This is a genomic window from Pseudomonas lini, assembly GCF_964063345.1.
Classification (GTDB): domain Bacteria; phylum Pseudomonadota; class Gammaproteobacteria; order Pseudomonadales; family Pseudomonadaceae; genus Aquipseudomonas; species Aquipseudomonas lini_B.
On record NZ_OZ061318.1, the window covers coordinates 6,161,764 to 6,175,043 of the forward strand.

General features: G+C 60.1%; 10 protein-coding genes. All 10 read left to right on the forward strand.

The window, feature by feature from the left end:
- Positions 1–53: 53 nt before the first annotated feature.
- Positions 54–1,010, forward strand: coding sequence for an amidohydrolase (locus AB3226_RS28035; protein ID WP_367375424.1), 957 nt, complete (start codon positions 54–56; stop codon positions 1,008–1,010).
- Positions 1,011–1,046: 36 nt separating this feature from the next.
- A complete protein-coding gene (locus AB3226_RS28040) occupies positions 1,047–2,561 on the forward strand; it encodes a sugar ABC transporter ATP-binding protein (protein WP_367375425.1) in 1,515 nt (504 codons plus the stop codon).
- An 81-nt stretch (positions 2,562–2,642) separates the two neighbouring features.
- A complete protein-coding gene (locus tag AB3226_RS28045; protein ID WP_367375426.1) occupies positions 2,643–3,665 on the forward strand; it encodes an ABC transporter permease in 1,023 nt (340 codons plus the stop codon).
- Positions 3,666–3,739: 74 nt separating this feature from the next.
- Complete coding sequence (locus tag AB3226_RS28050; RefSeq protein ID WP_367375427.1) at positions 3,740–4,846, forward strand: substrate-binding domain-containing protein; 1,107 nt, start codon at positions 3,740–3,742, stop codon at positions 4,844–4,846.
- Between the two features lie 10 nt (positions 4,847–4,856).
- Positions 4,857–5,759 carry an SMP-30/gluconolactonase/LRE family protein gene (locus AB3226_RS28055; RefSeq protein ID WP_367375428.1) on the forward strand — a complete coding sequence of 301 codons (903 nt, stop codon included), beginning with the start codon at positions 4,857–4,859 and terminating at the stop codon, positions 5,757–5,759.
- 112 nt (positions 5,760–5,871) lie between these two features.
- Positions 5,872–6,840 (forward strand): c-type cytochrome, encoded by a 969-nt coding sequence (locus tag AB3226_RS28060; RefSeq protein ID WP_367375429.1) that lies wholly within the window; start codon positions 5,872–5,874, stop codon positions 6,838–6,840.
- Positions 6,841–7,018: 178 nt separating this feature from the next.
- Complete coding sequence (locus AB3226_RS28065) at positions 7,019–8,290, forward strand: OprD family porin (protein WP_367375430.1); 1,272 nt, start codon at positions 7,019–7,021, stop codon at positions 8,288–8,290.
- Positions 8,291–9,390: 1,100 nt separating this feature from the next.
- Positions 9,391–10,566: an L-rhamnonate dehydratase gene (locus AB3226_RS28070; protein WP_367375870.1), complete on the forward strand. Its 1,176-nt coding sequence runs from the start codon at positions 9,391–9,393 to the stop codon at positions 10,564–10,566.
- Between the two features lie 55 nt (positions 10,567–10,621).
- The gene (araD1, locus tag AB3226_RS28075; protein WP_367375431.1) at positions 10,622–11,617 is read left to right on the forward strand and encodes an AraD1 family protein; all 996 of its coding nucleotides are present in this window, start codon (positions 10,622–10,624) and stop codon (positions 11,615–11,617) included.
- Between the two features lie 47 nt (positions 11,618–11,664).
- Entirely contained in the window at positions 11,665–13,248 is a 1,584-nt protein-coding gene (locus AB3226_RS28080) for an aldehyde dehydrogenase (NADP(+)) (RefSeq protein ID WP_367375432.1), read from the forward strand.
- The last annotated feature ends 32 nt before the right edge of the window (positions 13,249–13,280 follow it).

Sequence of the window (13,280 nt, forward strand, 5' to 3'; positions counted from 1 at the left end):
GAATCCTTCATCGCGGTCTGCCAGACCAGACTGTGCTCCCAGGGGACAATGAAATGCCACGCAGCCTGCACGAACGTCTGGGCCTGGAGGTGGAAGGCACCGCTCCCATCACCCTCATCGACGCCCACCATCACTTATGGGATCTGGACAGTCACAGCTACCCCTGGCTACTGGGACCTGCGGACCCGGCGTTTTTTCTGGGTGATTACAGCGCGCTGCGGCGTAACTACCTGGCGTCGGACTATCTCGCCGACAGCGCCGGGCACCGGGTGCTGGCGACCGTGCACTGTGAGGCCGAGCATGACCGCGGCTTCCAGGTCGAGGAGACCCGTTGGGTCCATGAGCAACATGCCCGTTTCGGTTTTCCCAATGCGGTGGTGGCGCATGTCTGGTTTCACCATGACAACTGCGAAGAGATTCTCAAGCGTCACTTGGACTATCCGCTGGTGCGGGGCATCCGCAGCAAGCCGCTCACTGCGACCCGCCCTGAACTGGCCGCCAGTGTGCGCGGTCAGCCGGGCAGCATGCAGGACCCGGCCTGGTTGCGTGGTTTCACTTTGCTGGCCAAGTACGGGCTGAGCTGGGATTTGCGCGTGCCTTACTGGCATTTGGCTGAGGCCGCGCAGGTTGCAGCGGCGTTTCCCCAGGTGCCGATCGTGCTCAACCACATGGGTTTTCCCTGGGACCGTAGCAGCGCCGGTCTCGAAGGTTGGCGCAGTGGTATGCAGGCATTGGCGGCACAGCCGAATGTCTGGGTGAAAGTGTCGGAGCTGGGTTTGCGCGATCAACCCTGGACGCTGGAAGGCAATCGCGCGGTGGTGCGCGAAACCCTTGAGCTGTTCGGCATCGAACGTTGCCTGTTTGCCAGCAACTTTCCGGTGGCCGGTTTACGTATCGGCTATGACCCGTTGGTGCGGTCCATGGATGCCATGCTCGAGGGCTACGACGCGGCGCAGCGCGAGGCTTTCTTCTGGCGAAACGCTCAGCGTTTTTACCGGATTGCGCTGTAGCGGGATGCAAAAAATCACAATAAGGAAAACAACAAAATGCTCAGTGAGTCACTGCAGTCTGACGGATTGCCACTCCTGTATTACGAAAATGTCAGCAAACGCTTTGGCCGCACTCTGGCGGTCAATCGGGTCAGCCTGCAGGTAGAGGCTGGCAGCGTGTTGGCCCTGCTGGGCGAGAATGGCGCGGGCAAATCTACCCTGATCAAAATGCTCGCCGGTGTCCATGGCCTGGATGAAGGTCGTATCCTGTTAAAAGGGCGGCCGATCGAGAGCGATACCGATCGCCAGGGTATCGCCTTCATTCACCAGGATCTGGGCCTGATCGATTCGCTCAGCGCCGCGGAAAATATTGCGTTCAGTTGCGGTTTCCCCCGTCGCGCCGGTCTGATCGACTGGGCTCGAGTGCGGCGCAAGGCCCGCGAGGCGTTGGCGCTGGTGGATGGCAGTATCGATCCGGATACGCCGGTCGGCGAACTTGAACGTACGCAAAAATCCCTGATTGCCATCGCCCGGGCGCTGGCCATGGACGCCGAATTATTGATCCTCGACGAGCCGACCGCGAGCCTGCCGGCGGACGATGCCGAGCGCCTGTTCAAGGTGCTCAAGCGGTTGCGCGAACGCGGTGTAGGGATGATCTATGTATCCCACCGGCTGGACGAGATTTTTCGCGTGGCCGATCAAGTGGCGGTCATGCGCGACGGCCAGTTGGTGTGCCGCAAGGCGATCGCCGATACCGACCCGCAGGATCTGGTGCGCCAGATTGTCGGTCGCGAGCCCGAGCAACTCTATCTGGCCGCCCCGGTGAGCAATGGTCCGCTGGTGCTGCAGGTGCAGGACTTGCAGACCGGTCCGGTCTGCGGGTTGTCCTTCGAACTGCACGCTGGCGAGATTCTCGCGCTGGCCGGTTTGCGTGGCGCGGGGCAGGAGCTTATCGGTCGCGCCTTGTTCGGTTTACAACCCATGGAAGCGGGCCAGGTGTTGCTCGACGGTGCGCTGCTGCGTCCGGCATCCCCCCAGGCGGCCATGCGGCGAGGCCTCGGCCTGGTCGCCGGCGATCGCTGTGGGGAGTCCCTGACGATGCCGATGTCGGTGCGCGAAAACCTCTACCTCAACCCGGTGGCCAATGGGCTCGGACTCTTTGGCTGGATCGCCCCGCAACGCGAGCGGCAACAGGCCGACGAGCAGGTTCGCCGGTTTGGCGTGCGTCCCAACGAAACCGAATGTGCGGTGGAAACCCTCAGCGGTGGCAATCAGCAAAAAGTGGTGATGGCGCGCTGGCTGAAGATCACCGACAGCGTGCTGATTCTCGAGGAACCTACGGCCGGGGTGGATGTTGGCGCCAAAGCAGAGATTTACCGGTTGATTCAATGTGCGCTGGAGCAGGGCCTGGCGGTGTTGCTGATTTCCACCGACTTCGAAGAGGTGGCCAATATCGCCCACCGGGCACTGGTGTTCAGTCGCGCGAAAGTGGTTGCCAGCCTCGGCAAGGACCAATTGTCGGTCAACAGTCTGCTGCAGTACGCCTCCGCCAGTGAGCCTGCCAGCCACTGACGTTCGTTGAAGGGTGGGCTGGCTCGATCTGAACGCGTGCTTCGGCCCTTTGCAAATACCAATAACAAAAGAAGGATTGTCATGACCACTGATAACGCCGCTCCGGTTGTAAATCCGAGCGTTCTGTCCCGGGACTTTTCGCGCCTGTTGCCGGTTTACGGCATGCCGGTATTGATGCTGTTGCTGATCCTGTTTTTCTCCGTGCTGCTGCCGGATACCTTTCCGACGTTGCTGAACCTTAACTCGATCCTCAGCGATAAGGTGATCATCGCTATCCTCGCGCTGGCGGCGATGATCCCCATGCTGACGAACAAGATCGACCTGACCGTCGGCTACGGCATTGTGCTCTGGCACATCCTGGTGATCAGCCTGCAAACCCGCTACGGCTTTTCCTGGCCTGCGGCGGTTCTGGTGGTCCTGGCCGCCGGCCTGCTGTTCGGTTTCCTGAATGGTTTGCTGGTGGAAATGGCGAAAATCGACTCGTTCATCGCCACGCTCGGCACCGGCACCGTGATCTATGCATTGGCGCTGTGGCACAGCGGTGGACGCCAGGTGTTCGGTGAGTTGCCTGACGGTTTCATCGAACTCAACGGCGCTATGCTGTTTGGTTTGCCGGTCTGTGCTTTTTACGTCATGGGCCTGGCGCTGGTGCTGTGGGTGGTGACCGAGTTTTTGCCCATCGGCCGGTTTCTCTATGCCATCGGCGCTAACCCGCGGGCAGCCGAATTGAACGGTATTCCCAGCCGCCGTTATGTGATCGGCGCCTTCATGGGCTCGGGCTTGCTGACGGCGGTGGCGGGTGTGCTGCTGGCTTCCAAGCTGCAAATCGGTCAGGCCAGCGTAGGTCTGGAGTTTCTGTTGCCGGCGCTGGTGGGTGCATTTCTGGGTTCCACCACGATTCGTCCGGGACGGGTCAATGTCTGGGGCACGTTAATTGGTGTGGGTGTCCTGGCGGTGGGGATCGCCGGCATCCAACAGTTGGGCGGGGCGTTCTTCGTCGAGCCACTGTTCAATGGCGTCACCTTGTTGCTGGCGATCGGTATTGCCGGTTATGCCGGTCGTCGACGGACGCGCGTGCGCAATACACGTAGCACCGCCAATTGATCTGCGCGCCAGACTGGCGCGCTTCAGCCTAAAAACAACACCTCATTTTTTCCGCTCTATCGGAGTAGAACGCTATGACTTTGCCTGTTTTCAGCCGCACCCTGGTGTCCGGGCTGCTTGCCCTGTCGGTCATGACGTCGGCGTTTGCCGATGATTTCGTCGAACAAGCCAAGCAACGGATTGCCGATGCAACCCAGCCTTGGCATCACTGGAGTGGACCGATCACCGGCCCGGCCGCTCAGGCCGACAAACAGGTGCTGTTTGTCGCCGCGGACTTGCGCAACAGCGGTGTGTTGGGGGTCAGCGAGGGTGTGCAGGATGCTGCCAGGGCCATTGGCTGGAAGCTTCGTGTGCTGGACGGCCAGGGCAGCATTTCCGGGCGTACGGCGGCATTGAACCAGGCCCTCGCGCTGAAGCCCGACGGGATCATCCTCGGTGGCTTCGACGCCCATGAGCAGGCGGCTGCGATCAGCAAGGTCCGCGCGGCGAACATCCCGATGGTGGGCTGGCATGCCGGGCCAGGAGCCGGTGCAATGCCCGCGGAGGGACTGTTCGTCAATGTCACCACTGACCCGACCGAGGTGGCCAAAATCGCCGCTTATTACGCCGTGGCGCAATCGGACGGCAAGGCCGGTGTGGTGATCTTTACCGACTCGCTGTACACCGTCGCCACCGCAAAATCGGATGCCATGGCCGAAGTGATCAAGCAATGCTCCGGCTGCACGTTGCTGGAAGTGCAGGACACGCCATTGGCTGAAACCTCGACGCGCATGCCACAACTGACCACCTCGCTGTTGCAGCGTCATGGTGACAAATGGAACTACGCACTGGGCATCAACGACTTGTATTTTGATTTCATCGGTCCATCCCTGAGCCGCGTGGGACGCAAGCCTGAAGAGCCGCCTTTCAGTCTGTCGGCCGGGGATGGCAGCGAATCGGCGTTCCAGCGCATCCGCAAGTCTCGCTATCAGGTGGCGACAGTACCGGAGCCGCTCAACCTGCACGGCTGGCAGCTGATTGACGAACTGAACCGGGCCTTCGCCGGCGAGCAGCCAAGCGGCTACGTGACCGCGGTGCACCTGGTAACACCGCAGAACGTGGAGTTCGACGGAGGGGAGCGCAACACCTTCGATCCGGACAATGGCTATGCCGCGGCTTACAGCAAAATCTGGAAGCATTGAGGGCAAAGCCATGACAGATATCCAAATATTCGATCCGAGGCTGCAGCGCATCTTGAACCCTGACAGTCGCCTTGAGCAGCTGTGTACGGGGGCAGAGTGGGGCGAGGGGCCTGTCTGGATCGGCGAACAAAGTTGCGTGGTCTGGAGCGATATTCCCAACAACCGCATGCTGCGCTGGTCGGCCGAAGAGGGGCTGAGTGTATTCCGCCAGCCGGCGCATTTCAGCAATGGCAATTACCGCGACCGTGAGGGTCGGCTGGTCACTTGCGAGCACGGCCGGCGCTGCATTTCGCGCACCGAGCGCGATGGCCGGGTGGAAGTACTGGTCGACCGCTATCAAGGCGCCCGGCTCAATTCGCCGAATGATCTGGTGGTCAAGTCCGACGGCAGCATCTGGTTCAGCGACCCGGCCTACGGAATCATGAGTGATCGTGAAGGTTATCTGGCCGAGAGTGAGCAGGATGGTTGCCATGTGTATCGCTTCGATCCTCTGAGCCATGAGCTGAGCCGGGTGGCCAATGACTTCGAGAAACCCAATGGCCTGGCTTTTTCACCTGACGAGACATTGCTCTACGTTTCGGATACCTCGGCCTCCCATGCCGAAGACGGTTGCCATCACCTCCGTGTGTTCGATGTGCTCGACGGTCGGCGGCTGGTCAATGGCCGTTTGTTCGCGGTGATCGAACCGGGATTGCCCGATGGGTTTCGCGTCGATCAGCAAGGCTGGCTGTACGTCAGCTCGCAGGACAGCATCCAGGTCTATGCCCCGGACGGATGTCTGCTGGGCAAGATCCTGGTGCCGGAGAAAATCTCCAATTGCACCTTTGGCGGGGCTGAAGGCAACCGTCTGTTTATCACGGCATCCACCTCGCTCTATGCCATTACGCTGAACACTCGGGGATGCCAGAGCTGATGCGTCGCGTCCATGCCGAACGACAATAATAAGAGGACCTGCAATGCTCAGAAATTTCTTTACCTGCGCCCTTTGGCCTGGGCTGTTTTGCGGCCTGATAGGCATGCCTTGCATGGCCGATGAATTGCCCGCCTTGACCCCTGGCAGCATGCCGGATGGCAAGCAGGCGGCTGCATTGTTCCAGCGCTTCGACTCGCGTCCAGTACAACCCTGGTCCGTTCCATCGATGGAGACTATTCCACAGGGGGCCGAGGGCGAGCTGATTCGCTATGGCATGAAGTTGATGCAGCAAACCACGCAGTTGGCCGGGCCGCTCGCGGAGGATCACAGCAAGCGCTATTCGCGTAATAACCTCAACTGCGTCAACTGTCATGAGGCGGGACCTTCCGGTTTGCCGGGCAGCAAACCCTATGCACTGCCGTTGGTTAATGCCGTCAACGAATATCCCAAGCTCGACCCGAAAAGCATGAAGGTCATTTCGCTGGAGCAACGGATTGCCGGCATGTTTGGCAAAGGCGAAGTCGAGTTGACGCCACAGAAACCGGAAATGCAGGCCATCGTCGCTTACCTGCATTGGCTGGGTGGCCAGGCCAAGCCGGGCATGGCGATGACGGGCACGGGCCTGTTGCCAATCGCCATGCCCAATCGCGCTGCCGATCCCAAGCAAGGCCAGGGGCTGTTTGCCGCGCATTGCACTCAGTGCCACGGCACGACGGGCGAGGGCACGCCAGCGCCGGACTTCGCCAAAGGTGGCGGCTATCTGTTCCCGCCCATTGCCGGAGATGACACGTACGACGATGGCGGGCATATGTACATGGTGCCGCTGCTCACCCGTTTCATCTACGCCAACATGCCTTTGGGAAGCAGCGCAGCTGCGCCACAGCTGAAGATAGACGAGGCATACGACATCGCGGCTTACATCAACAGTGAGTTGCCGCGTCGGCATGCTCCCCAGCGGATCGGCCTTTACCCTGATCCAGCGTTCCGTCCCGCGGGCTTTGCCATTCCCGAGTATTTCCCTGATGACCCGCAGGGTTTCCACCGCGCGCGCTTCGGGCCCTTTCCCCATGGGTCGTTATGAAGATGGCGACCATGAACCTGTGATTTAGCCGCTTTTACGCGCCAGGCAAGTGGCTGCGTGATTAACGGCCGACTTCGGCCGATCAACTTGCCCGACCCCTTCGGTGCATCACGTCATCGGGCTTCACCTGCCCGAAGGGGGACGGCTTTGTCCAAAAAAAGATGGGAGCACAACAATAATGACTGACTCCGTAACCGTAGCGCCTCACCTGCTGAAACCAACTCTGACGAGCATCGCCCTCGGCGTGGCACTGGCTGTCTGCGCGTCATCGGCGCTGGCCGAAGAGCATGGTTTTGTCGAAGACGCCAAGGTCGATCTGGGACTGCGCAACTTCTACATGAACCGTAATTTCGTCAACCCGTCTTATCCGCAAAACAAGGCTGAGGAATGGACCCAGAGCTTCATTCTCGATGCTCGCTCCGGCTTCACTCAGGGCACAGTCGGCTTCGGTGTGGATATGTTGGGCCTGGCTGCGTTCAAGCTAGATGGCGGTAAAGGCACAACAGGTACCGGCCTGTTGCCTATCCATGACGACGGACGCCCGGCCGATAATTACGGTCGGCTGGCCGTCGCCGCCAAGGCGAAATTGTCGAACACCGAGCTGAAGGTGGGTGAATGGCGGCCAGTGCTGCCGGTCCTTAGGGCTGATGACGGTCGTGCGTTGCCGCAGACCTTCGAAGGCGCCCAGATCACCTCCAAAGAGATCACCGGACTGACCCTTTATGGCGGCCAGTTCCGTGGCACCAGCCAGCGCGACGATGCGAGCATGGAAGACATGGGCGTCGGCGCAGCGCTGTCGGATCGCTTCAACTTCGCTGGCGGCGAATACCGCTTCAACCAGCAGCGCACTCAGCTCGGCCTGTGGCACGCCGAGCTTGAAAACATCTACAACCAGCAGTTCGTCAACCTGGTGCACAGCCAGCCGATCGGCGACTGGACCCTGGGCGCCAACCTCGGTTACTTCCAGGACAACGATGACGGTAGCGCACTGGCCGGCCAAATCGACAACAAGGTCTACTCGGGCCTGTTCTCCGCCAGGCTTGGCGGCAGCACTTTCTACGTCGGCCTGCAGAAACTCACGGGCGAGGGCAAGTGGATGCGCGTCAATGGCACCAGCGGTGGCAGCCTGGGTAACGACAGCTTCAACGCCAGCTTCGACAATCCTCAGGAACACTCCTGGCAAGTGCGCTACGACTACAACTTCGCCGCCATCGGGATTCCCGGCCTGACCCTGATGAATCGCTATATTCGCGGTGACAACGTACATGTCGGCGCCATCACCGATGGCCAGGAAAGCATACGAGATGCCGAGCTGGCTTATGTCGTGCAAAGCGGCGCCTTCAAGAACTTGTCGGTGACATGGCGCAATACCAGTTTGCGTCGTGACTTCAGTAACAATGAGTTTGATGAGAATCGGCTGATTTTCAACTATCCGATTTCGTTGCTTTGATCGATTTTTTGATGGTGTACATATCCATTCCTTGGGTAACGGCTACTTAGGGTTCCGCCGAGGCTGCGATCTTTTAATGTTGCTGTGGGCGCGGGCTTGCTCGCGAAGGGGGCTGATAGCCGACCTGTCTCGTGCGGATGTACACCGATCAAATTGTGGGAGCTGGCTTGCCTGCGATGGCGGCCTGATAGCCGACCGGGATTTTTGACGGTGTACATATCCGTTTCTGCGGTCGTGCCGGCTGGCGGTTTCGCTCTTACAGCGAGTCCCTTTTCCAAACGCCGAAAAGGAACCAAAAGGCTTTGCCCCTCCATTCGGTGCCTCGCTTAGGCTCGGCATGCCATAACGAAGGCATTGCTCCGGGGGCCCGCCGCCATCGGCCATCCATGGCCGGGGGCGGCTACCGCGGCATCCTTGCCGCGGCGCCCCCTGCGCAATACCTGCGTTCGGCCTCTGGGAAAGGGGCAACAGATCAAGATCAAAAGCCAAAGCCAAAGCCAAAGCCAAAGCCAAAGCCAAAGCAACGGCAACGGCAACGGTCTCCGATAGGCCCCCTGCGAAAGCTTAGTGGGCGATCGCAGGGGGCGGCGGGGTAGCCATTTCATTAATAGATCGGCGTACGACAACGCTTCTCACCACTCAACAGGCCGAGCGTTAGCTCGCCTGCAGCTTTTGATCCTGAGGCACCGCCCCCTCGAGAGGCTTCGTTCCGGCTCTGCGCAGTGGGCAACCCGGCATGGATGCCGGGTTAGCCGCCCCCGGCCATGGATGGCCGATGGCACCGAACGAAAGGGGCAGAAGCCTTTTGGTTACTTTGGGGCTTTTCGAAAGTGACTCGCTGTAAAAGCGAAATCAATAGAAGCCGTTACCGCAGAAACGGATATGTACACCCAAAACCCAAACACAGCCCCCAATCATCGATAACCCCCGGTTGGACCTTTTTCGCAAAGACATTCCCCCAGGCTATCGCCGGATAAGCATAAGTGATTATTCAAGCCGACAACCCATGGCTAAAGTCGGCCTATCAATCGAGCGCAATCCCACCGCTGCGAATCGCCTGCACTCAACACAACTAAATGCACACCCCAAGGAGTTGCATGATGAAAATAAAATCGATCCGTACCCGTGTTTTCGAATGGAAGGGCAAAGTCGTGCCACCCCAGGCGCACTTCTGCACCAACGCCAGCGACATCCTGTTCGAGCGCGGCGATGCCATGGGCTCGTTCCGTTTCCACGGCTGGCTGGTCGTAGAAGTCGAGACCGATAACGGCATCATCGGCATCGGCAACTGTGCCCTGGCACCGCGCGTGGCCAAGGAAATCATCGACACCTACCTGGCACCGATCGCCATCGGCGAAGACCCATTCGACAACGAATACATCTGGCAGAAAATGTACCGGCAGAGCCACGCCTGGGGCCGCAAAGGCATCGGCATGGCAGCGATCTCGGCGATCGACATCGCCATCTGGGACATCATGGGCAAGTCCGTGAACAAGCCAGTGTTCAAGTTGCTCGGCGGTCGGACCAAGGAAAAAATCTGGACCTACGCCTCCAAGCTCTACGCCAACGACAACCTCGACCTGTTCCTCGAAGAAGCTCAGGGCTATTTGAACCAGGGCTTTACCGCGCTGAAAATGCGTTTCGGCTACGGCCCGAAAGACGGCCCGGCGGGCATGCGCAAGAACATCGAACAAGTGCGTGCGCTGCGTGAACTGGCCGGTCCCGACATCGACATCATGCTGGAATGCTACATGGGCTGGACCCTGGAATACGCCCGCCGCATGTTGCCCAAACTCGCCGAATTCGAACCGCGCTGGCTGGAAGAACCGGTGATCGCCGATGACATCGAAGGTTATATCGAGCTGAAAAAAATGGGGATCATGCCGATCTCCGGCGGCGAGCATGAATTCACTTCCTACGGCTTCAAGGACCTGCTGGAACGTCGCGCCGTCGACGTGATCCAGTACGACACCAACCGCGTCGGCGGCATCACCGCTGCACGCAAGATCAACGCCCTGGCCGAAGCCTGGTCGGTGCCGGTGATCCCGCATGCGGGGCAGATGCACAACTATCACCTGACCATGTCCACCACCGCGTCCCCAATGGCTGAATTCTTCCCGGTGTTCGACGTCGAGGTCGGCAATGAACTCTTCTACTACGTGTTCAAGGGCGAGCCGCAACCGGTCAACGGCTACATCCAGCTCGATGACAACAAGCCGGGCCTGGGCCTTGAAATCTCCGATGAATACCTCGGCGACTTCAACATCATTGAGTGACTTCGGCGCGTCGCCTGAAAGGCGGCGCCATCCACGATTTTCTGGAGAGCAGGACATGCGCCTGATTCAATTTGAAACCACTGCTGGACAACGTCAGGTCGGTCTCATCAAGGGCGGTCAGGTTCAGGTGCTGCGCGATACTCGCACCACCCATGAACTGGCCCTGGCGGCGATCCGCAATAAACGCAGCCTGCAAGATGAAGTCGCCAGCCGTGGCACCGAACCAGGCCCGGACTACCGGCAACTGTTGCAAGAGCGGCGGGTACTGCCGCCGCTGGACCACGAAGACCCGGCGCATTGCCTGATCAGCGGCACCGGCCTGACCCATCTGGGCAGCGCCTCGGCGCGGGACAAGATGCACCAGCAGGACGGTGCGGTTGAAGCCGGCATGACCGACACCATGCGCATCTTCAAGTGGGGTCTGGAAGGCGGCAAGCCGGCAGCCGGGCAGGCCGGTGCGCAACCCGAGTGGTTCTATAAGGGTGACGGCAGCATCGTCGTACGCCCGGGGGCGGACTTTCCGGTCCCGCCATTCGCCGAAGATGCCGGCGAAGAGCCTGAGCTGACCGGCCTCTATGTGATCGGCGACGATGGCCAGCCGTATCGTGTCGGGTATGCCTTGGGCAATGAGTTCTCCGACCATGTGATGGAGCGCCGTAATTACCTGTACCTGGCTCATTCGAAACTGCGCTACTGCGCCTATGGCCCGGAACTACGTGTGGGTGAACTGCCGTCGCATCTATCCGGCACCAGCCGGATCAGTCGCAATGGCGAGGTGATTTGGGAAAAAGAATTTCTCAGCGGCGAGGACAACATGTGCCACAGCCTGGCCAACCTCGAATTCCACCATTTCAAATATGCGCAGTTCCTGCGCCCCGGCGATGTCCACGTGCATTACTTCGGCACTGCCACGCTGTCGTTTGCCGACGGAGTGAAAACCCAACCCGGCGATCGCTTCCAGATCAGCCTCGATGAGTTTGGTGCGCCGCTGGAGAACGGCATCGGTGAAAGCGCCGAGCCGTTGGCCATCGGCAAGGTCCGCTCGCTATAAATCTTCAACCTCCGGTGAGGTGAGCTTTGCCGGTCAAGGAATCAGCCATGACAACCCTGCTTGGACACAACTACATCGGTGGCGGCCGCAGCGCCAACGGTACGCTGCAGCTGCAAAGTCTGGATGCGACCACCGGTGATGCATTGCCTGGCACCTTCTTCCAGGCCACCGAAGCCGAAGTGGATGCTGCGGCCAGCGCCGCAGCCGCTGCGTATCCGATCTACCGTAACCTGAGTGCGGAAAAACGCGCAACATTCCTCAACGCCATTGCCGATGAAATCGATGCGTTGGGCGATGATTTTGTCGCCACCGTGTGCCGCGAAACGGCATTGCCGGCCGGGCGCATTCAAGGCGAAAGAGGGCGCACCAGTGGTCAAATGCGCTTGTTCGCCAAAGTGTTGCGTAGAGGCGATTTCTACGGGGCACGCATCGATCAGGTATTGCCGGATCGCCAGCCGTTGCCGCGTCCGGATTTGCGTCAGTACCGCATTGCACTGGGGCCGGTCGCCGTATTCGGTGCCAGTAACTTTCCGTTGGCGTTCTCCACCGCCGGTGGCGACACCGCTTCGGCCCTGGCGGCGGGTTGCCCGGTAGTGTTCAAAGCCCACAGCGGGCATATGGCGACCGCTGAATGGGTCGCCGATGCGGTTATCCGCGCCGCCGAACGCACCGGTATGCCGGCAGGCGTGTTCAACATGATCTACGGTGGCGGCGTCGGCGAATGGCTGGTCAAGCACCCGGCGATTCAGGCCGTGGGTTTCACCGGTTCGCTCAAGGGTGGCAATACCCTGAGCCAGATGGCCGCCACTCGCCCGCAACCGATTCCGGTGTTCGCTGAAATGTCGAGCATCAACCCGGTGATCATTCTGCCCCAGGCCCTCAAGCTGCGCGGTGAGCGTATTGCCGCTGAGTTGAGCGCCTCGGTCACGCTCGGCTGCGGCCAGTTCTGCACCAACCCGGGCCTGATCATAGGCCTTGGCTCTGCGCAGTTCAGTGCGTTCCTGGAACAGTTCGGCGCAATAATGCACGAGCAACCGGCACAGACCATGCTCAATGCCGGCGCGCTGGTCAGCTATAGCCATGGCCTCGGGTTGCTGCATGAGCACCCGGGCCTGACTCACCTGGCAGGCAAACCGCAACAAGGCGTACAAGCCTGGCCGCAGGTATTCAAGGCTGATGTCAGCTTGTTGCTTAACGGGGATGAGTTGTTACAGGAGGAGGTTTTCGGGCCGACCACCATCGTTGTCGAAACCCGCGATCAGGCGCAGTTGATTGCGGCTTTGCACGGCTTGCGCGGGCAACTGACCGCTACCGTGATCGGTGAGCCGGAGGAATTGCTGGAGTACCGTTGGCTCACGGAGTTGCTGCAGGAAAAGGTCGGGCGCATTTTGCTCAATGGTTACCCGACTGGGGTCGAAGTCTGCGAAGCCATGGTCCATGGCGGCCCTTATCCGGCAACTTCCGATCCTCGTGGCACCTCGGTCGGCACACTGGCAATCGATCGTTTCCTGCGCCCGGTATGCTTCCAGAATTACCCCGATGCGCTACTGCCTGAAGCTTTGCAAAATGCCAACCCGTTAAATATTCAGCGCCTGGTCAATGGCGTGAGTACGCGGGAGGCTCTGGGCTGAGATGGGAGGGGGCGCCCTCCCTTGGGCGCTCC